This window comes from Streptomyces albiflavescens (assembly GCF_014645835.1).
Taxonomy (GTDB): Bacteria; Actinomycetota; Actinomycetes; order Streptomycetales; family Streptomycetaceae; genus Streptomyces; species Streptomyces albiflavescens.
Genome location: NZ_BMMM01000011.1, coordinates 246,830 through 266,523 on the forward strand (window position 1 = coordinate 246,830; position 19,694 = coordinate 266,523).

General features: G+C 69.8%; 16 protein-coding genes and 2 pseudogenes. 10 read left to right on the forward strand and 8 right to left on the reverse strand.

Going from position 1 to position 19,694, the window contains the following annotated elements:
* Positions 1–216: 216 nt before the first annotated feature.
* Positions 217–843 (reverse strand): annotated as a pseudogene (locus tag IEY95_RS49270) (murein hydrolase activator EnvC family protein); the annotation flags it as partial.
* A gap of 252 nt (positions 844–1,095) precedes the next feature.
* Between IEY95_RS49270 and rpsB the strand changes: the two are divergent.
* From rpsB to IEY95_RS28435, 5 genes are all read left to right on the forward strand, one after another.
* Complete coding sequence (gene rpsB / locus IEY95_RS28415) at positions 1,096–2,025, forward strand: 30S ribosomal protein S2 (RefSeq protein ID WP_189188998.1); 930 nt, start codon at positions 1,096–1,098, stop codon at positions 2,023–2,025.
* Between the two features lie 94 nt (positions 2,026–2,119).
* Positions 2,120–2,956 carry a translation elongation factor Ts gene (tsf, locus tag IEY95_RS28420; protein WP_189188999.1) on the forward strand — a complete coding sequence of 279 codons (837 nt, stop codon included), beginning with the start codon at positions 2,120–2,122 and terminating at the stop codon, positions 2,954–2,956.
* A gap of 183 nt (positions 2,957–3,139) precedes the next feature.
* Entirely contained in the window at positions 3,140–3,910 is a 771-nt protein-coding gene (gene pyrH, locus IEY95_RS28425) for a UMP kinase (RefSeq protein ID WP_189189000.1), read from the forward strand.
* A gap of 172 nt (positions 3,911–4,082) precedes the next feature.
* Positions 4,083–4,640 carry a ribosome recycling factor gene (frr, locus tag IEY95_RS28430; RefSeq protein ID WP_010984060.1) on the forward strand — a complete coding sequence of 186 codons (558 nt, stop codon included), beginning with the start codon at positions 4,083–4,085 and terminating at the stop codon, positions 4,638–4,640.
* Positions 4,640–5,761, forward strand: coding sequence for a phosphatidate cytidylyltransferase (locus IEY95_RS28435; RefSeq protein ID WP_189189001.1), 1,122 nt, complete (start codon positions 4,640–4,642; stop codon positions 5,759–5,761). Before frr ends, IEY95_RS28435 begins: the two co-directional genes overlap by 1 nt.
* Before the next feature lie 160 nt (positions 5,762–5,921).
* Here IEY95_RS28435 and IEY95_RS28440 read toward each other — a convergent pair.
* Positions 5,922–6,230: pseudogene (locus IEY95_RS28440) on the reverse strand (tyrosine-type recombinase/integrase); the annotation flags it as partial.
* A gap of 435 nt (positions 6,231–6,665) precedes the next feature.
* Positions 6,666–7,160: a DUF1877 family protein gene (locus IEY95_RS28445; protein WP_189189002.1), complete on the reverse strand. Its 495-nt coding sequence runs from the start codon at positions 7,158–7,160 to the stop codon at positions 6,666–6,668.
* Positions 7,161–8,380: 1,220 nt separating this feature from the next.
* Here IEY95_RS28445 and rlmN point away from each other — a divergent pair.
* From rlmN to IEY95_RS28470, 5 genes are all read left to right on the forward strand, one after another.
* Positions 8,381–9,487, forward strand: a complete 1,107-nt coding sequence (gene rlmN / locus IEY95_RS28450) for a dual-specificity RNA methyltransferase RlmN (protein WP_189189003.1) — start codon at positions 8,381–8,383, stop codon at positions 9,485–9,487.
* A 207-nt stretch (positions 9,488–9,694) separates the two neighbouring features.
* Positions 9,695–10,780, forward strand: coding sequence for a thiamine ABC transporter substrate-binding protein (locus tag IEY95_RS28455; protein ID WP_189189004.1), 1,086 nt, complete (start codon positions 9,695–9,697; stop codon positions 10,778–10,780).
* Positions 10,756–12,435 carry an ABC transporter permease gene (locus IEY95_RS28460; protein ID WP_189189005.1) on the forward strand — a complete coding sequence of 560 codons (1,680 nt, stop codon included), beginning with the start codon at positions 10,756–10,758 and terminating at the stop codon, positions 12,433–12,435. Before IEY95_RS28455 ends, IEY95_RS28460 begins: the two co-directional genes overlap by 25 nt.
* Positions 12,436–13,470 (forward strand): ABC transporter ATP-binding protein, encoded by a 1,035-nt coding sequence (locus IEY95_RS28465; RefSeq protein ID WP_189189006.1) that lies wholly within the window; start codon positions 12,436–12,438, stop codon positions 13,468–13,470. It begins immediately after the preceding gene.
* A 10-nt stretch (positions 13,471–13,480) separates the two neighbouring features.
* Positions 13,481–14,281 (forward strand): maleylpyruvate isomerase family mycothiol-dependent enzyme, encoded by an 801-nt coding sequence (locus tag IEY95_RS28470; RefSeq protein ID WP_189189007.1) that lies wholly within the window; start codon positions 13,481–13,483, stop codon positions 14,279–14,281.
* A 61-nt stretch (positions 14,282–14,342) separates the two neighbouring features.
* Here the strand turns inward: IEY95_RS28470 and IEY95_RS28475 are convergent, their stop codons facing one another.
* From IEY95_RS28475 to IEY95_RS28500, 5 genes are all read right to left on the reverse strand, one after another.
* Positions 14,343–14,999 carry an LAETG motif-containing sortase-dependent surface protein gene (locus tag IEY95_RS28475; protein ID WP_229703434.1) on the reverse strand — a complete coding sequence of 219 codons (657 nt, stop codon included), beginning with the start codon at positions 14,997–14,999 and terminating at the stop codon, positions 14,343–14,345.
* A 175-nt stretch (positions 15,000–15,174) separates the two neighbouring features.
* The gene (locus tag IEY95_RS28480) at positions 15,175–16,290 is read right to left on the reverse strand and encodes an LOG family protein (protein ID WP_189189009.1); all 1,116 of its coding nucleotides are present in this window, start codon (positions 16,288–16,290) and stop codon (positions 15,175–15,177) included.
* A gap of 308 nt (positions 16,291–16,598) precedes the next feature.
* Entirely contained in the window at positions 16,599–17,006 is a 408-nt protein-coding gene (locus IEY95_RS28485; RefSeq protein WP_189189010.1) for a VOC family protein, read from the reverse strand.
* A 118-nt stretch (positions 17,007–17,124) separates the two neighbouring features.
* Positions 17,125–18,867 (reverse strand): hypothetical protein, encoded by a 1,743-nt coding sequence (locus IEY95_RS49275; RefSeq protein WP_229703435.1) that lies wholly within the window; start codon positions 18,865–18,867, stop codon positions 17,125–17,127.
* Positions 18,849–19,586, reverse strand: a complete 738-nt coding sequence (locus IEY95_RS28500) for an ABC transporter ATP-binding protein (RefSeq protein WP_189189011.1) — start codon at positions 19,584–19,586, stop codon at positions 18,849–18,851. Before IEY95_RS28500 ends, IEY95_RS49275 begins: the two co-directional genes overlap by 19 nt.
* Between the last annotated feature and the right edge of the window lie 108 nt (positions 19,587–19,694).

Consider the following 19,694-nt stretch of genomic DNA (forward strand, 5'->3'; position numbering starts at 1 on the left):
AGGGTGCCGCTCTCTCCGGGGCGGGTGCCGCCCTGGTGGCGCGTAGGCGCAGCTCCGTGGGTTGCCGTTCTCGGCGGTGCGTGTGCCCACGGCTCCGTGGGTTGCCGTCCTGGCGACATGCGGGCCGACGGCTACAGGGGTGCTCGTCCCGGCGACACGCGTGCCGACAGCTACATGGGTTGCCGTCCTGCGCGGTACGCGTGCCCACCACCAGGACGGTTTCCCGACCACCGGCAGCAAGCGCGACGGGCCCCTGTGCAGCAGCCATGGTGGGAGCAGGGACAGAGGGTCCAGGTAGGTCTTCCCTCTCAGCAGGCCCCAGTGCAGGCAGGACGTCGGGCAGTGGGAGCCGCCCGGCTCCACCGTGCCCAGGACCTCGCCCGTCGTGACCTCGTCGCCCTTCTTCACCGAGGCCCGTACCGGTCCGTATGTCGTCCGCAGGGGCGGTGTTCCCGTGCCCGACAGTTCCACCGAGACGACACCGCGGCCCGCGACCCTGCCGGCGAAGGACACGCGCCCGGGTGCGACCGCCCGAACGTCCGTCCCGGGGGCCGCCGCCAAGTCCACGCCGCGGTGGCCTCGGCCGTAGGGCGTTGCCGGGGGTCCCCAGCCTCGTACGACCAATGGGCGTAAACCCACCGGCCACGTACGGGCGACCGTCGGGACCGTCGGATCGGGGCCCGGTGGTCCCGGGGTACCCGGCGGGGCCGTAGCCGCCGCCGCGGTCGTCCGGGCCAGTGCCGACGGGCTCAGCGCACCCAGGACGGTCACCGTCATACCCAGCAGCAACCCCAGCCACGTCCGCACACATCGTTTTGCTCGCATGCGAGAACCGTCCCGCATCGGGCGGATCATGGCCGGGATCTGTGGAGTACCGGTCGGTTGTGGACAGCGACGTCACCCGGTGCCTCTCGGGTCCCGTACACTTCTGATGGCGATCCGGGTCACCGGGTCGACTTCGCACGCCCCGACACCTGGTCATCAAAAACCGGTGTCAGCGCCTCTCGGTCCCTCGTGGCAAGGCGCATCGCGGGCGTCAGGCGCGAGTGCCGTCCGGCACACGCGGCACAACCGAGAACACCAAGGAGAACGGCCATGGCCGTCGTCACGATGCGGGAGCTGCTGGAAAGCGGCGTCCACTTCGGTCACCAGACCCGTCGCTGGAACCCGAAGATGAAGCGCTTCATCTTCACCGAGCGCAACGGCATCTACATCATCGACCTGCTCCAGTCGCTGTCGTACATCGACCGCGCCTACGAGTTCGTCAAGGAGACCGTCGCCCACGGCGGCACGGTCATGTTCGTCGGCACGAAGAAGCAGGCGCAGGAGGCCATCGCCGAGCAGGCCACCCGCGTCGGCATGCCCTACGTCAACCAGCGCTGGCTGGGCGGCATGCTCACCAACTTCTCCACCGTCTACAAGCGTCTGCAGCGCCTCAAGGAGCTCGAGCAGATCGACTTCGAGGACGTCGCCGCTTCCGGTCTGACCAAGAAGGAGCTTCTCGTGCTCTCGCGCGAGAAGGCCAAGCTGGAGAAGACCCTCGGTGGTATCCGCGAGATGCAGAAGGTGCCCAGCGCCGTCTGGATCGTGGACACCAAGAAGGAGCACATCGCGGTCGGCGAGGCCCGGAAGCTCAACATCCCGGTCGTCGCCATCCTCGACACCAACTGTGACCCCGACGAGGTCGACTACAAGATCCCGGGCAACGACGACGCGATCCGCTCCGTCACCCTGCTCACCCGCGTGATCGCCGACGCCGTCGCCGAGGGCCTCATCGCCCGCTCCGGCGCCGGCAAGGCCGAGGGTGACAAGGCCGCGGGCGAGCCGCTCGCCGCGTGGGAGCGCGACCTGCTCGAGGGCGAGAAGAAGGCCGACGAGGCCGAGGTCCAGACCTCCGCCGAGACGGAGAAGGTCGCCGACGCCGAGCAGGCCGAGGCTCCGGCCGCCGAGGCTCCGGCCGCTGAGACTCCGGCCGCTGAGGCTCCGGCCGCTGAGGCTCCGGCCGCGGACGCCGAGCAGGCCTGACCCCTCACCCCTTCGGGTTGCGAACGGCGGGGGCCCCAAAGCCCCCGCCGTTCGGCCCGTAGATCTTCAGACTCCGAGAGAGATTCCAGGAATCATGGCGAACTACACCGCCGCTGACGTCAAGAAGCTCCGTGAGCTCACCGGCGCCGGCATGATGGACTGCAAGAAGGCCCTGGACGAGGCCGACGGCAACGTCGACAAGGCCGTCGAGGCGCTGCGCATCAAGGGCCAGAAGGGCGTCGCCAAGCGCGAGGGCCGCTCCGCCGAGAACGGCGCTGTGGTTTCCATCATCGCTGACGACAACACCTCCGGTGTCCTGGTCGAGCTGAAGTGCGAGACGGACTTCGTCGCCAAGGGCGAGAAGTTCCAGGCCGTCGCCAACCAGATCGCGCAGCACGTCGCCGCGACCTCCCCGGCCGACCTCGACGCGCTCCTCGGCTCCGAGATCGAGTCCGGCAAGACGGTTCAGGCGTTCGTCGACGAGGCCAACGCCAACCTGGGCGAGAAGATCGTCCTGGACCGCTTCGCCCAGTTCTCCGGCGCCTACGTCACCGCGTACATGCACCGCACCATGCCCGACCTGCCCCCGCAGATCGGTGTTCTGGTCGAGCTGGACAAGGCCGACGCCGACCTCGCCAAGGGCATTGCCCAGCACATCGCCGCCTTCGCGCCGAAGTACCTCTCCCGCGAGGACGTCCCGGCCGAGGTCGTCGAGTCCGAGCGCCGCGTCGCCGAGGAGACCACCCGCGCCGAGGGCAAGCCCGAGGCCGCCCTCCCGAAGATCGTCGAGGGTCGCGTCAACGGCTTCTTCAAGGAGGCCACCCTCCTCGGTCAGCCGTACGCGCTCGACAACAAGAAGTCCGTCCAGAAGGTTCTGGACGAGGCCGGTGTCACCCTGAAGCGCTTCACGCGCATCAAGGTCGGCATCTGAGTCCGTACCGCGATCGACGCGCGACCCCTATAGGGTCGACAGCAGTCGTCCGTGTACGCCGGCACCCACGCGCGTGTGCCGGACGACAGCAGATCTGACGAGGAGGCCATTGCCGAGCATGGGATGCGAACGACACCCCAGCGGCAATGGCCTTCTTCGTATGTGCACCATGAGGAGATCTCCATGACCACCACCCAGGCCGACAAGGGCGAGAAGACCGACGACGGCAAAGGCGCGGGACGCTTTCTGCTGAAGCTTTCCGGCGAGGCGTTCGCCGGTGGCGGCGGACTGGGCGTCGATCCCGACGTGGTGCACAAGATCGCCCGCGAGATCGCGGCCGTGGTGCGCGGCGGCGCCCAGATCGCGGTCGTCATCGGCGGCGGCAACTTCTTCCGCGGCGCCGAACTCCAGCAGCGCGGCATGGACCGGGCCCGCTCCGACTACATGGGCATGCTGGGCACGGTCATGAACTGCCTCGCTCTCCAGGACTTCCTGGAGAAGGAGGGCATCGACAGCCGCGTCCAGACCGCCATCACCATGGGTCAGGTCGCCGAGCCCTACATCCCGCTGCGCGCCGTGCGCCATCTGGAGAAGGGCCGTGTGGTCATCTTCGGCGCCGGTATGGGGATGCCGTACTTCTCCACCGACACCACGGCCGCCCAGCGCGCCCTGGAGATCGACGCCGAGGCCCTGCTGATGGGCAAGAACGGCGTGGACGGGGTCTACGACTCCGACCCGAAGACCAACCCCGAGGCCGTCAAGTTCGACTCGCTCAGCTACGGCGAGGTCATCACCCGGGACCTCAAGGTCGCCGACATGACCGCCATCACGCTGTGCCGGGACAACAAGCTGCCCATCCTGGTCTTCGAGCTCCTGGCGGAGGGCAATATCGCACGGGCGGTCAAGGGTGAGAAGATCGGCACACTCGTGGGCGACCAGAGCGGCCGGTCCTGACGGGGACCATCCCGGACGGGGGACTAACCCCGACCGAGGACGGACCCTGACCGGGGGATGGACAATGTCCTGCCGGTCCGGAACCGTGCAGGAATAAGACGCGACGCAGCCGGCCGCCGACCCCGACGAGGAAACAGCTGCCGGGCCTACTCAAGACACGCAGGAGCAAGTGGTGATCGAAGAGACCCTCCTCGAGGCCGAGGAGAAGATGGAGAAGGCCGTCGTGGTCGCCAAGGAGGACTTCGCCGCGATCCGCACCGGTCGTGCGCACCCGGCGATGTTCAACAAGATCGTGGCCGACTACTACGGCGCACTGACGCCGATCAACCAGCTGGCCTCGTTCTCGGTGCCGGAGCCGCGCATGGCCGTGGTGACCCCGTTCGACAAGAGCGCGCTGCGCAACATCGAGCAGGCGATCCGGGATTCCGACCTGGGCGTCAACCCGAGCAACGACGGCAACATCATCCGAGTGGTGTTCCCGGAGCTGACCGAGGAGCGCCGCAAGGACTACATCAAAGTCGCCAAGACCAAGGGCGAGGACGCCAAGGTCTCGATCCGCTCCGTTCGCCGCAAGGCGAAGGACGCCATCGACAAGCTGATCAAGGACGGCGAGGTCGGTGAGGACGAGGGCCGTCGTGCGGAGAAGGAGCTCGACGACACCACGGCAAAGTACGTTGCTCAGGTGGACGAGCTCCTGAAGCACAAGGAAGCGGAGCTGCTCGAGGTCTGATGAACGAATCTTCCTGGGGGGCGCCGCCACAAGCCGGGTACTGGGGGCCGTCCGAGCAGGGGCCTGTCCAGGGGGCAGCCCCGGCGGGTCCCGCGTACGATGCGCATGACGCGCAGCAGACTCGGCCCATGCCCATCGTGCCCGACGTACCCGCACATGGCGGAGACCAGGATGGCGATCGGGGGGCCGCTCGGCTGGGCGGCCCCCTGTTCCGCGAACCGCCGGCGGCGTCCTACGGGGATCCGTCACAGAAGCCGCAGGAGCCCATGCCCAGCGCCCCACAGCCCGCCCCCGCACCGCAGAAGAAGAGTGCGGGACGCGACCTGGGCTCGGCCATAGGAGTCGGCGTCGGGCTCGGTGCGGTGATCGTCGCGTCGTTGTTCGTCGTCAAGGCCGTCTTCGTCGGAGTGATAGCGGTCGCCGTGGTGGTGGGCCTCTGGGAGCTCACCTCACGGCTGGAGGAGCGCAAGGGCATCAAGGCGCCCCTCGTTCCGCTGGCGCTCGGTGGTGCCGCGATGATCGTCGCCGGTTACGTCCGGGGCGCCGAGGGCGCGTGGGTGGCGATGGCGCTCACCGCGCTGGCCGTCCTGGTCTGGCGCATGACGGAACCGCCCGAGGGCTATCTCAAGGACGTCACGGCGGGGGTCTTCGCGGCCTTCTATGTGCCGTTCCTGGCGACGTTCGTGGCGATGATGCTGACGGCCGACGACGGCCCGCGCCGCGTCCTGACCTTCCTGCTCCTGACTGTCGTCAGCGACACCGGCGCCTATGCGATCGGCTGGCGGTTCGGCAGGCACAAGCTGGCGCCACGCATCAGCCCCGGCAAGACCCGCGAAGGCCTGTTCGGAGCGGTGAGCTTCGCGATGGCGGCGGGTGCGCTGTGTATGCAGTTCCTGATCGAAGACGGCACCTGGTGGCAGGGCCTGCTCCTGGGCCTCGCGGTCGCGGCCAGCGCCACACTCGGCGACCTCGGTGAGTCCATGATCAAGCGGGACCTGGGCATCAAGGACATGGGCACCTTGCTGCCGGGGCACGGCGGGATCATGGACCGGCTGGACTCGTTGCTTCCGACGGCTCCGGTGGTGTGGCTGCTGCTGGTGATCTTCGTAGGTTCCGGCTGATCTTCGTGAGATCCGGCTGACCCGCGTTCGCGATCGCGGACGGTACGCCACTGACCTGCGGTTTTGGCGGTTGGGGGCTCGTTGTCCACTGGGCGGCGGGCCCCCTCCGTATATCTGCGTCACTGGTAGGGCCATGCCTGAGCCCGGAGAACTGGCAGTGTCAGGGCAGCGATAAGTCCCCTACCAGCGCGTTTGGCGCGGATAGGGGGCCTGGAGTGGGCCACTGGGCCGTCTCTGGGCCGTCAGGCTCGCGCGGAGCGGGCAGAAGCACCCGATCCACGGCCTTCCTCGTACGCTCCTGGCTCGACGGCATCAGGTGCGCGTACACCCGCAGCGTCAACCCAGGGTCGGAGTGCCCCAGGTACTCACTCACGGCCTTGATGCTCTCGCCGGCGTCCAGCAGCACCGAGGCGTAGAAGTGCCTCAGGGCGTGCATGCCGTGCTCACGAGCGGACTCGTACTTACCGTCCTCCCCGGGTGCCCCGATCAAGTGCCCGCGCGAGCGCGGGCTGGCCCCTGGGGCCCGACCCCTCTGCGCCTTCGGCGCCGGGGCCGACCCCTGGGGCCGCAGCAAGCGACGGCCCATGAGTACAGACCTGGACGCGGAGTCACCTGGTCAGGACGTGCCTTCGGCGGGGGCGCTCAGGCTCCGAGATGGAGGGGGCGCCGTTCGCGAGTGCCGGCCGAGTGTGGCGTGCGCGGGGTGCTCCCATCCCGTCTGCCATCGACCCAGGCAGAGCCGAGCAGTCGCGGCCCAGGGCGTCCAGGTCGTTCGTACAGTGGCGCGCTCCACCTGGACGCCACGGACCACGCCCGCTCCACGGTGTGTGGGTCGACGGCAGACGGGATGAGAGCTGGGGTAAGTGGTGGGCTGAGGGAGCAGCGAGCGCGGGAAGACTGCGGTTCAGTACCAGAAGGCCTTGACGACGGCGTGCCCCGTGGGGACAGTCCGGGTGTAGAAGGCCTGCAGGTCGGTGTGGTGCCTGAGGAACCAGCCCTTGACCTCGGCTTCGTCGAAGTCAGAGAAGGGAGGCAGGACCTTCCGCCGGGCCGCTTCCCAAAGATCGCCGAAGGAGACCGCAGCCAGGAAGTCTGCTACCTCGCGCACTTGGGCGGGGCGGAGTATCAGAAACGGCGGTTGGGCGTAGGTGGCGTGGTACACAGGGCTGCCCCCGAAGACCGGGAGCTCCCAGGCACGAGAACCTTGCAGGGTGTACGCCGCCTCGTAAACCTCATGGAGTTCTTGAAAGTTTCGTTCCACGAGTTTGGCGATTCCGGCCCGGCGTTCGGCCTGGAAGCGGTCGAAGTCCCTGGCGGCCCCCATGAGCTCCTCCAGCCAAGCCCAGTCTTCTCGGATGTCGGACTCCGGCATGGCCCGCAGCTGCATCTCGATGCTCATGCCGCGCATTCTGGCCGAGGCAACCGACAACGTCGATTCGGTCGGCTGACATCAACGCCTGACACCAACAAGTGCGGACGGAGCCGACCAACGCCGAATGGCAACGGACGATCAGCCGAGGAGACCGGCGGTTTGGCTGGCGTCGCCGACCCCCCGTGGTCGACCTGATATGGATGAGGCCACAGGTTCAAATCCTGTGCCCAGCGCGGGGCCCGACTCGCCGGAAGCTTACGGGGCCGTGATCACTCGCCCCATGGCAGCTCCAGCCCAAAGTCTCGGAGCCAACCTCTCGCCGTCGTCGACTACAGGTCGTGTGGTGGGTTACGGGGTTGGCATCCCAAAGAGGAGGACAGCCACCAGTATGTACACCGGAATGGCTAGGGCCACAGCTAGGGAATCCGCAGGTCACGCCTGTGATCGCCCCACCTCGCTCCTAAAGCGGGGGTCGCAGTTCGCAGTCTCCTCCGGTCGAGATCGCCGCCGGACGGCGTCGCTCATCGCCGGTAAATCAAGGGCACAGACGCCAGTCGCGCCACAGAGGAGACCAGCCCTGGTATGAGGAACCATGCCGGCAGATTCTCCGCCGGCATCCCGACGGCGAGGACCGCTACGGACACCATCAGCTGCACGGCTGCCACGCAGCGGCCGAGCGTCCGGTTCGGAGGCAGCCAGGGCAGCGCGGCCCAGGCGACGGGCACCAGTAGCCATAGAACGAGCGCGATAACCATTAGTGCCTTCTGTCTACCGATTCACCGGCTTGGTGGCCCCGGAGGATCTGGGGCTCCCTGCGAACCGACGACCGAGCGCGTTAGACCATATGCGCCTCGGTGCTGCTGGAGTGAGTCAGCGGTACGGGGTGAGTGTCTAACTGCGTGACAACGCCAGCGAACAACAGCGGACGAGCGCGGACGGCTGCGGACCATCCGCGCAGGTGACAGACACGTGTAGCCCACGACCTCTTCGTCCCGAAGCAACTTGGGTCGGCGTCATGAGCAGTCCCGTTTTGGCTCCCATGGCCCCTCCCGGATGAGTCGCGCTCGATGGTCGTTGCACCATAGCCACCGGCACTGACATCGCCAGGAGGTCCGCCCGAGTGCCGCGCTGGGCCGTCCCTGGGCCGTGCGAGGCCGACCAAGGCTGACAGCCGGCACCCACGGGTGACCGCCCCCACCCCGCTCTGGCCTGGGCTGGTGGAGTTGATCTGCGACACTGGTACAGCCATGCCTAAGCCCGGAGAACTCACTTTCGTCGCCCCGCGCGGAGCCAAGAAGCCGCCGCGGCACCTTGCCGATCTCACGCCTGCCGAGCGTAAAGAGGCGGTTGCCGCGATCGGCGAGAAGCCGTTTCGTGCCAAGCAGCTCTCGCAGCACTACTTCGCGCGGTACGCGCACGACCCCGTGGAGTGGACGGACATCCCGGCCGCTTCGCGCGGCAAGCTCCAGGAGGCGCTGCTCCCTGAGCTGATGACCGTCGTGCGGCATCTGTCCACCGATCAGGACACCACCCGCAAGACCCTGTGGCGGCTCTTCGACGGCACGCTCGTCGAGTCGGTGCTGATGCGCTACCCGGACCGGGTGACCATGTGCATCAGCTCGCAGGCCGGCTGCGGGATGAACTGTCCGTTCTGCGCCACCGGACAGGCCGGTCTCGACCGGAACCTGTCGACCGGTGAGATCGTGCACCAGATCGTGGACGGGATGCGCGCCCTCAGGGACGGCGAGATCCCGGGTGGTCCGGCGCGGCTGAGCAACATCGTCTTCATGGGCATGGGCGAGCCGCTCGCCAACTACAAGCGAGTGGTCGGGGCGATCCGGGCTCTCACCGACCCCGAGCCCGACGGGCTGGGGTTGTCACAGCGCGGAATCACCGTGTCCACCGTGGGGCTGGTTCCCGCGATCCACCGGTTCTCCGACGAGGGCTTCAAGTGCCGCCTCGCCATCTCGCTGCACGCGCCGGACGACGAGCTGCGCGACACTCTCGTACCGGTCAATACGCGGTGGAAGGTGCGGGAAGTTCTCGACGCGGGCTGGGAGTACGCGGCCAGGTCTGGGCGTCGGCTGTCCATCGAGTACGCCCTGATCCGGGACATCAACGACCAGGCGTGGCGCGGTGACCGGCTCGGGCGGCTGCTCAAGGGCAAGCCGGTGCACGTCAACCTCATCCCGTTGAACCCGACTCCGGGTTCGAAGTGGACCGCCTCGCGGCCCGAGGACGAGAAGGCGTTCGTCGAGGCGATCGCGGCCCACGGGGTGCCGGTGACCATCCGGGACACCCGGGGTCAGGAGATCGACGGGGCGTGCGGTCAGCTCGCCGCCACCGAGCGGTAATCTGTCCTGCGTCCGTACATCTTCATATTCCGACAGGGGAGCGCCACAGCGCTGAGAGTGCGGGAGAGACCGCAGACCCTCTGAACCTTGCCCAGGTCATTCTGGGTAGGAAGTTCGGTCACCACTCAAGCTGTTGCGCCCTGCCCGGGAACTGTCAGAGGTTCCGGGCAGGGCCGCGTCTCTTCCTGGTCATCCAGGAGGAAATCAGTGAGCAACACCAAGAAGTTCGCGTCCGTGGCCGTCGGCCTCGGTCTGGTCACACTGCCGGTATTGACCGCGTGCGGGTCCACCGACAGCGGCGGCTCCGCGGACTCCAAGACCGTGACGCTCGTCAGCCACGACTCGTGGGCCGTGTCCAAGAGCGTGCTCAAGGACTTCGAGAAGCAGTCCGGTTACACGGTCAAGGTCCTGAAGGACGGCGACGCCGGGCAGGCCGTCAACAAGGCGATCCTGACCAAGGACAACCCCCAGGGCGACGTCTTCTTCGGCGTCGACAACACTCTGCTGTCCCGCGCGCTCGACAACGGGCTCTTCCAGTCGTACGAGGCCAAGGGCTCGGACCTGATCCTCCCGGAGTACCGGGTCGACCAGGACAAGCACCGGGTCACGCCCATCGACTCCGGCGACATCTGCGTCAACTACGACAAGGCGTACTTCAGCGAGCACAAGCTGACGCCGCCGCAGTCCTTCGACGACCTGATCAAGCCCGAGTACAAGAACCTCCTCGTCACCGAGAACGCCTCCACGTCCTCGCCCGGCCTCGGCTTCCTGCTCGGGACCGCCGCGAAGTACGGCGATGGAGGCTGGCAGGACTACTGGAAGAAGCTCAAGGCCAACGGCGTCAAGGTCGTCGACGGCTGGGAGCAGGCCTACAACGACGAGTTCTCCGGGTCCGCCGGCGGCAAGAAGGCCAAGGCCGACCGGCCGCTGGTCGTCTCGTACGCCTCCTCCCCGCCCGCCGAGGTCATCTACGCCGACCCCAAGCCGACCACCGCGCCCACCGGTGTCGCGGACGGCACCTGCTTCCGGCAGGTCGAGTACGCCGGGCTGCTGAGCAACGCGAAGAACACCAAGGGCGGCAAGGCGCTCCTCGACTTCCTGCTCACCAAGGAGTTCCAGGACGACATGCCGCTCAACATGTTCGTCTACCCGGTGCGGGAGGCCGCGCAGGTGCCGCAGGAGTTCGTGAAGTACGGCCGGCAGGCCAAGGATCCCGAGACCATGGCGCCCACCAAGATCGCCGACAACCGTGACCAGTGGGTCAAGTCGTGGACCTCGCTCGTACTGAAGTAGCGCCGGCGAAGGCCCGTAAGGGGAGCGCGGCGCGGCTCGGGCTCATGGCCCTGCCCGTCGCGTTCTTCGCCGTCTTCTTCGCCTACCCCGTCGCCGCGATCGTGGCCCGCGGTCTCAAGGCCGACGGGGCCTGGCAGTTCGGGCGGATCGGTGATGTGCTCGCGCAGTCGGACATCCGGCACGTGCTGTGGTTCACCACATGGCAGGCGCTCGTCTCGACGGTGCTCACGCTGCTGATCGCGCTCCCCGGCGCGTATGTGTTCGCGCGCTTCGACTTCAGGGGCAAGCAGGTCCTGCGGGCGGTTGTGACCGTGCCCTTCGTGCTGCCCACCGTCGTTGTCGGTACGGCCTTCCTGGCCCTCGTCGGCCGCGGCGGGCTCCTGGATCAGCTGTGGGGCGTACGGCTCGACACCACCGTCTGGGCGATCCTGCTCGCGCATGTCTTCTTCAACTACGCGGTCGTCGTACGGACGGTCGGTGGGCTGTGGTCGCAGCTCGACCCGCGCCAGGAGGAGGCCGCGCGGATGCTCGGCGCCTCCCGGTTCGCGGCCTGGCGCAAGGTGACGTTGCCGGCCCTGAGTCCGGCCGTGGCCGCCGCGGCGCTCATGGTCTTCCTCTTCACCTTCACCTCCTTCGGCGTGGTGCAGATCCTCGGCGGACCCACCTTCTCGACGCTCGAAGTCGAGATCTACCGGCAGACCTCGGAGATCTTCGACCTGGCGACGGCGGCGGTGCTGACGATGATTCAGTTCGTGGCGGTGGGCGCGATCCTCGTGGTGCACGCCCGGACCGTACGCCGCCGGGAGACCGCCCTGCGCCTGGTGGCCCCGGAGACGACCGCGCGCCGGCCGCGCGGGGCCGGGCCATGGGCGCTGCTGGCGGGGGTGCTGGCGAGCATCGTCGTCCTCCTCGTGCTTCCGCTCGGTGTGCTGGTCCAGCGGTCCCTCGACGCCCCCGGCGGCTACGGGTTCGCGTACTACAGGGCGCTGGCCTCCGCCGACGGCGGCATCTTCCTCGTCGCGCCGATCGAGGCCATCGGCAACTCGCTGGAGTACGCGCTCGCCGCCACCGCCATCGCCGTGGCGATCGGGGGGCTGGCGGCCGCGGCCCTGACCCGCCGTAACACCGGCCGTCTCGTCAGAGGCTTCGACGCGCTGCTGATGCTGCCGCTCGGCGTCTCCGCCGTGACCGTCGGCTTCGGGTTCCTGATCGCGCTGGACAAGCCCCCGCTGGATCTGCGGGCGTCCTGGATCCTGGTGCCGCTCGCGCAGGCGCTGGTGGGCGTCCCCTTCGTGGTACGGACGATGCTGCCCGTGCTGCGAGCGGTGGACGGGCGGCTGCGGGAGGCGGCGGCCGTGCTCGGGGCGTCGCCGTGGCGGGTGTGGCGCGAGGTCGATCTGCCGATGGTGCGGCGGGCGCTGCTGATCGCGGCCGGGTTCGCCTTCGCGGTGTCGCTCGGCGAGTTCGGGGCGACCGTCTTCATCGCGCGGCCCGACAACCCGACGCTGCCGGTCGCCGTGGCCCGGCTGCTCGGGCGGGCCGGCGACCTCAACTACGGCCAGGCGATGGCCCTTTCGACGATCTTGATGGTGGTGTGCGCGGTGGCGCTGCTGTTGTTGGAGCGCGTACGGACCGACCGGACCGGGGAGTTCTAGATGCTGCTGAGCCTCGAAGGCGCGACCATACGCTTCGGTGGGCGGCCGGTGCTCGACGCCGTCGACCTCGATGTCGCCGAGCACGAGATCGTCTGTGTGCTCGGGCCGAGCGGCAGCGGCAAGTCCACGTTGCTGCGGGCGGTGGCCGGATTGCAGTCGCTGGACGCGGGCCGTGTGGTACTGGGCGGGCGCGACCAGGCGGGGGTGGCGGCGCACAAACGGGGCGTCGGCCTGATGTTCCAGGACCATCAGCTCTTCCCGCAGCGGGACGTGGGCGGCAATGTCGCCTTCGGGCTGCGGATGCACGGAGCGCCGAAGGGCCGACAGGCCCTGGAAGTAGGAGAGTTGCTGGAGCTCGTCGGGCTGCCGGGTGCAGAACGGCGGGCTGTCGCGGAACTCTCCGGCGGCGAGCAGCAGCGGGTCGCGCTGGCCCGCGCGCTCGCGCCCCGCCCGAGTCTGCTGATGCTCGATGAGCCGCTCGGCCAGCTGGACCGCTCGCTGCGCGAGCGGCTCGTCGTGGAACTCCGGGAGCTGTTCGGCGAGTTGGGCACGACCGTGCTCGCCGTCACGCACGACCAGGGCGAGGCCTTCGCGCTCGCGGACCGGGTCGTGGTGATGCGGGAGGGGCGGATCGCCCAGTCCGGTACGCCGCTCGAGGTCTGGCAGCGCCCCGCGGACGAGTTCGTGGCCCGCTTCCTCGGCTTCGACAACGTGGTCGAGGCGACGGTGAGCGGGGAGGCCGCGGACACCCCCTGGGGGAAGGTTCCGGTGCCGGAGGGCGCCCGCCAGGGGCCCGGCACCCTCCTCGTACGGCCCGCCGGCGTACGGCTCGTGGCCGCGGCCGACGGACTGCGCTGCACGGTTGCCGCGCGCACTTTCCGGGGCACCCACGTAGCCGTGCATCTGCAGCCGGAGGACGCGCCCCGGCTCGAAGCGGCGTGCGCGCTGCGGGATGCGCCGGAGCCCGGCGACGAGGTCGGCGTGGAGTTCGACGCAGCCGAAACGGTCGTGCTCGGGGAGCCTCCCGCCGCATAAGGTGCGGATCATGACGCTACTCGGACATGACCGCTACTGCGACGCGATCGAGCTGCAGGTACGTCAGCTGAGGGACGCGGTGGCCTCGGACGGCGCCGACCTGTCCGCCACCGTGCCGACCTGCCCCGAATGGTCGCTGGAGCAGCTCGTGCGGCACACGGGCGGTGCGCTGCGCTGGGTCGAATTCATCGTCCGCACGCGGGCGCAGGAGAACGTCCCCGAGGACAGGATTCCGCTCGTCGGCGGTCCGGCGGCCGAGGGCGACTCCGCGGCTCTGGACACCTGGCTCGCGGAGACCGGCGAGATGCTCGTCGGCACGCTGCGGGAGGCGGGGCCCGACACACGGGTGTGGGCGTGGGCCGGGGTCCTCAACTCCGGCTTCTGGGCGCGCCGGATGACGCATGAGCTGGCGATCCACCGGGCCGATGCGTCGCTGGCCGCCGGGCTGCCGTACGTGGTCGACGCCGACGTGGCCGTGGACGCGATCGACGAGTGGCTCGCGATCGTCGAGTTCGTGCAGCGGACGCAGCCGCACGAGGCGGCGGCCGAGCTGCGCGGTCCGGGCCGCAGCATCCACCTGCACGCCACCGACACCACCCCCGAGCTGAACGCGGAGTGGGTCGTGGAGCTCACCGAGAACGGTGTCCGATGGCGCCGGGGCCATGAGAAGGCGACCGTCGCGCTGCGCGGCCCGCTCACCGACGTACTGCTCGGCTTCTATCGCCGACTGCCGCTGGACGGCGGGCGGTTGGAGGTACTGGGGGAGCGGGAGCTGCTGGACTTCTGGCTGCAGCGGGCGACGTTCGGATAGCCGTACGCGAATGGCCCGCCCCCCGGGGGGACGGGCCACGCGTGCGTGCGGTGTGTGCGGGTCAGTTGGCCTTCGACGCGCCACGGCGGCGCATACCGAAGAACACCGCTCCGCCGCCCACCACGACGAACGCACCGGCGATGCCGGCGATCATCGGGGTGTTGGAGTTCGCACCGGTCTCGGCGAGGTTGGAGTCACCGGCCGCGGGAGACGGGGAGTTGTCGCCCGTCGTCGCGGGGGCAGTGGTGCTCTCGGAGGCCGACGGGGTCGGCGTGTCCGAGGGGGTCTCCGACGGCTTGGGAGTCTCCGACGGCTTCGGGGTCTCCGAAGGCTTCGGCGTCTCGGTGGACTTGCACGCCTCGGACGGCGCGGTCAGAGCCGGCGAGATGTCCGCGTCGACGATGTTCCCGGCCTTGATGTGCACGCGGTACTGGGCGTTGGGCGCCCAGTCCTCCGAGAACGTGACGGTCGCGCCCTCGCGGGTGCCGGTGACCGTCTGCTCGCCGATCTTCTTCGCGTCGGCGCCGTTGGACTCAAGGAAGACCGAGACGGTGGCCTCCTTGCCCGAGGCGTCCGTGTCGGTCACGGTGATGATGCCCTTCCCGTTGTCGTCGCAGGAGGCGACGGCCGAGAAGTCACGGATGTTGCAAGCAAGTGCGTTGCCCGCGACGCCGAGCGCGAGCGCGGCCGAGGCGGAGGCAACACCGAGGATTCGCACGGAACGTGCGGTACGGCGAGATATGGACACGATTGCCCTTCACAGAATGCGCAACTGCGGGGGGTGGGTGGGGGTTCTGCGACAACAGCGCCCCCAGGAGTCTCACAGGTTTATAAGCGCCGCCTAAGGGCTGTCAATGCATATGCCCTGCCCGGCGGTTGGCTTTGCCTTGTCATTAACCACCGAGGCGTTTGAGCGCTTCCGGAGCGTGCTCGATCCGGTCGACCAAGGCGATGCGCGACTCCATCGGGCGCTCCCGGGCCAGCGACTGGAGGAGCGGCCATGTGGGGTGTCTTTCGGTCCAATGCGCCCGGTTCACCAGGACCATGGGGGTGGGTTCGCCACGGGACTCGTAGTAGTTCGGAGTCGCGTTGTCGAAGATCTCCTGTACGGTCCCGGCGGCGCCCGGCAGGAAGACGACACCCGCGTTCGAGCGGGCCAGCAGTCCGTCCTCACGGGTCGCGTTGGCGAAATACTTGGCGATGTGCTCGGCGAAGGCGTTCGGCGGCTCGTGGCCGTAGAACCAGGTGGGGATGCCGACCGAGGGACCGCCCGAGGGCCAGCGCTCCCGTATGTCGAAGGCGGCGCGCGCCCAGTCGGTCACCGAAGGGGCGAACGACGGTGCCTTGGCGAGGAGTTGGAGAGACTCGGTGAGCATCGAGTTCTCGAAGGGCGCCGCGTACGCGCCGAGGTTCGCCGCCTCCATCGCGCCCGGGCCGCCTCCGGTGGCGACCGTGTAACCGGCGCGCGCCAGCTCACGGCCGAGGCGCGCGGCACCCTCGTACTCCTGTGTGCCGCGCGCCATCGCGTGGCCGCCCATCACGCCGACCACCCGGGCGCCGACGAGGAGTTCGTCGAGCGCGTCCGAGACGGAGTCGTCATGGATCGCCCGCAGCATCGACGCGAATATGTCTCCGTCGGCCTTGGTGCGCTGGAACCAGGCGTACGCGCGGGCGTCCGGCGTCGCCTCGTAGCCCGCGTCGAGGGATCCGAAGAGCTCGTCGGGGGAGTAGAGCAGGCCCCGGTACGGGTCGAAGGGCAGGCCGGGCACGGGCGGGAAGACCAACGCGCCCGCGGCCCTGACCTTTGCCGCCGTCTCGGGGTCCATCGGGCAGCCGAGGAAGACGGCGCCCGCGGTGTCGACGGCGAGCAGCTCTGCCGAACGGTCCGTCAGGTCGATTGCCTGAACACGGAATTGGGCGAGCGAGCCGCCCGCCGAGACGACCTCGTCGAACTCGGCGAGGGACTCGATCTCACGGTCGCGGGATGCGTGGAGAGGTGTCGGCTGCACGCGCCCATGCTAGGGCCTGTCGTCACATTCCCGTCTGCCCCGCGACGCCTGGCACGCTCCCCCACTGCCTTAACGGCGTGGGAGGTGCCCCCACTCGCCGCACCGGACGAAAGCCCAAGTACGTCCAGTACGAGGACTTCCGCCCGGCACGCCGAGAGCACGCACCAGACGCCGCGGGGCCGCCCTTCGGGCGACGACGGGAATGTGACGACAGGCCCTGGGCGCGGCGTCCGACGCGGACGCGCGGACCCCCGTACCGCGTGCCCGGCCCGCCCCGCACGTGCGCCGCGTACCGTGCCGGCCGGGGATCAGCCCTGGACCGCCGTCGGGTCCATCCACATGACCTCCCAGGTGTGGCCGTCCGGGTCGTCGAAGGCGCGGCCGTACATGAAGCCGTGGTCCTGCGTCTCGCCGGTGGCCGTGCCGCCCGCCGCGATCGCGCCGTCGACCAGTTCGTCGACCTTCTCGCGGCTCTCGGCGCTCAGACACAGCAGCACCTCGCTGGTCTTCGTCGAGTCCGCGATCTGCTTCTTCGTGAAGTCCGCATAGCGCTGCTTGCTCAGCATCATCGCGATGATCGTGTCGCTGATCACCACGCAGGCGCAGTCGTCCGTCGTGAACTGCGGGTTGATCGTGTAGCCGAGCTCCGTGAAGAACTTCTTCGAGGTGTCCACGTCGGCCACGGGCAGGTTCACGAAGATCATCTGCTGGTACATCTGAGGTCTCCCGTCGGTGATGTGCTGCTCGCAGGGGTAGACCGGAGGTCCGCGCGAAACTCATCGCTCGGCGCGAGCTTTTTCGCACGAGGTTCGGCGGACTCATTCCGTACGAGGTTCAGCGGACCAGGGGGAGCGCGGCCAGCTCGGCGACCACCCAGGTCAGTGGGCCGAACACGGCGAGCAGCGCGCCCATGCGCAGGGCCACGGCGCCGCGGAGCATCGCGGTGGGCGCCCCGAGCCGCAGCAGCGCCGCCGTGGTGTCCGCGCGCGCCTGCTTCGCCTCGACCGCCGCCGTCGCCAGGGTCAGCAGCGTGCACCCGGCGACCAGCAGGGCGCCGAGCGTGGTCAGCGGCCCGAAGTCCGGGCGCGCGCCCCTGTAGAGCGTCGCCATCGCGAATCCGCCCGACGCCACCGCACACACCACGCCGAGCGGCTGCCCGATGCGCCGCGACTCCGCCTGCAGCACCCGCCCGGCGAGCAGCCGCAGCGCGCCGGGCCGCACCGCCTGCAGCAGCCGTCCGCACAGGTACGTGATGGCCGGCCCCGCCAGCGCCAGGCCGACCGCGGTCAGCACCCAGCCGACCAGCACCCCGCCCGGCCCGCCCACGAAACCGCCGGGCAGCGCGAGCCCGGGCGCTGGGCGGCCCGAAGGGCTCGCGTACGTCTCCACGGCGAGGCCCGCCGCGAGCGCGGCCGCGCCCCAGGGGAGGCCGCTCGGGGTGGACTCCAGGGGCGGAAGCCGACGGGGGGCCGACGCGGGGGCTGTGGCACGGCCCGCAGGGTCGGATCTGCCCGCAGGGTCGGATCTGACGGACGCGTCGGACGCGTCGGATGCGCCGTACGGGGTCGGGTCGCCGGCCCGGTCGTCGGCGGCCGCGTGCCGGTGCGCGAGTGCGGCCGGGCGGAGGTCGGAGGAGCGGAGGCCGGAGTCGTCCTGGTGGGCGTCCCCGTCGGCGTACGCCTCCGCGGTCCAGTGGAAGTCGGAGCCTTCGAGGGCGGCGGCCGTGTCGTGATCGGTGCCGGAGAGGTCGTGGGTGTCGGTGCCCGGGCCTCGGTGGGCGTCGCCACCGGCGTACGCTGCCGCGTCCTCGTGGACACCGGAGCCCTCGCGTCCGTGGGCGCCGGAGCGCGTGCCCGGGGCCACGAGGGCGTCCGTGCCGTCGTGCGCACCCGCGTGCTCGGGGCCGTCGGCGACGGTGGCCACGTCGGCGGGAGCGGACGCGCCGCGCTCGCCCCCCGCTCGGCGCCCGCCCTGCCGGGCCCCGCGGCCGGTCGCCTGGCGGGTCGCGTTCTGCCGTGCCGTGAGCCAGGTGCGGCCGTACGACCGCATGGCGCCCTCCGGCTTCCCGCCGTGCGGCCGCAGGACCAGGGCCACCGTCACGGAGGCCGCGATCGGGACCAGGCTGAGCAGGGTGAGGGCCGCGGGCAGCGGCAGGGACGCGTCGGCGGCGAGGAACTCCGCGGCCGCGCCGTCGAACGGCATGCCCGTCAGATCGCCGCGCAGGTGCAGGAAGACGAGCAGCGCCAGCATCGAGCCCAGGGTGGTGGAGAGGGCCGTGGTGGCGGCGGAGACGGCCATCAGGCGGCTCGGGCCGAGGCCGATGGCCGAGAGGCCGGGCCGTGGGCGGGTGCCGGGGTCGGTGCGGGCGACCGCGACGGCGAAGTACACCGTGGCGGCGAGCGGGGCGACGCACCAGGCCAGGCGCAGGGAGCTGGCGGCCGAGGCGTCCGGATGTGTCATCGCGTACCCCAGCGTGCACAGCAGCAGGAAGCCGGTGCCCCCGGATGCGGTGGCGACCAGGAGCCGGCGGAGCTGGACGAGGGGCTGGGCCCCGCGGGCTAGACGGAGAGCGAGCACGCGGCTCGGCCTTCCGTCTCGGTGACCGGGGGCAGGTGGACCGTGTTCACACGCCGTCCGTCGAGCAGTGACACCGTGCGGTCGGCGAGCGCGGCGGTGTCCGCGTCGTGCGTGGCGAGGACGACCGTGATGCCGTGGGAACGGGCGGCCGTGGTGAGGGTGCGCAGCACATGGGCGCGGTCGGCGCGGTGCAGCGGGGCCGTCGGCTCGTCGGCGAACAGCACAGTGGGGGCGGGGACGAGTGCCCGCGCGATGGCGACGCGCTGGCGCTCGGCCTGGAGCAGGGTGTGCGGGCGCTTGCGGGCGCAGTCCCCGATGTCGAGCCGCTCCAGCCATTCCAGGGCGGTCTTCTTGGCGGCCCGGCGTCCGGTGCCGCGCAGCATCAGCGGCAGCGCGGCGTTCTCCCAGGCGTTCAGCTCGGGGATCAGGACGGGGGCCGGGTCGATCCAGCCGAAGCGGTCGCGGCGCAGACGTTCGCGGCTGAGCGGGCCCATGGTGTGCACGGGCACGCTGTTGAACCAGACCTCGCCCTGCTGCGGCAGCAGCTGGCCCGACAGGCACTGGAGCAGGGTTGTCTTGCCGCTGCCGCGCGGGCCGCCGACGGCCAGGATCTCGCCCTCGCGGACTCCGAGCGAGACACCGCTGAGCGCGGGCGAGCCGTTGTGCTTGACGTGCAGGGCGCGTGCCCAGAGCACGTCGTTGTCCGGCGGGGCCACCATCGCGTACACCTCGGTTCAGATCGGATTTGCGCTGCCCGAGCGGCCTGGGGAAGGTCGCTCAGTCCCCCGGTCGGGGGAACGAAGGCAGGGCCGATCGGTCACTGCGCA

Bases quoted from the DNA above. Each gene is read 5' to 3' on its own strand.
- rpsB (WP_189188998.1), top strand. From the start codon at position 1,096: ATGGCCGTCGTCACGATGCGGGAGCTGCTGGAAAGCGGCGTCCACTTC.
- tsf (WP_189188999.1), top strand. From the start codon at position 2,120: ATGGCGAACTACACCGCCGCTGACGTCAAGAAGCTCCGTGAGCTCACC.
- pyrH (WP_189189000.1), top strand. From the start codon at position 3,140: ATGACCACCACCCAGGCCGACAAGGGCGAGAAGACCGACGACGGCAAA.
- IEY95_RS28435 (WP_189189001.1), top strand. From the start codon at position 4,640: ATGAACGAATCTTCCTGGGGGGCGCCGCCACAAGCCGGGTACTGGGGG.
- IEY95_RS28445 (WP_189189002.1), bottom strand. From the start codon at position 7,160: ATGAGCATCGAGATGCAGCTGCGGGCCATGCCGGAGTCCGACATCCGA.
- rlmN (WP_189189003.1), top strand. From the start codon at position 8,381: ATGCCTAAGCCCGGAGAACTCACTTTCGTCGCCCCGCGCGGAGCCAAG.
- IEY95_RS28465 (WP_189189006.1), top strand. From the start codon at position 12,436: ATGCTGCTGAGCCTCGAAGGCGCGACCATACGCTTCGGTGGGCGGCCG.
- IEY95_RS28470 (WP_189189007.1), top strand. From the start codon at position 13,481: ATGACGCTACTCGGACATGACCGCTACTGCGACGCGATCGAGCTGCAG.
- IEY95_RS28485 (WP_189189010.1), bottom strand. From the start codon at position 17,006: ATGTACCAGCAGATGATCTTCGTGAACCTGCCCGTGGCCGACGTGGAC.
- IEY95_RS28500 (WP_189189011.1), bottom strand. From the start codon at position 19,586: ATGGTGGCCCCGCCGGACAACGACGTGCTCTGGGCACGCGCCCTGCAC.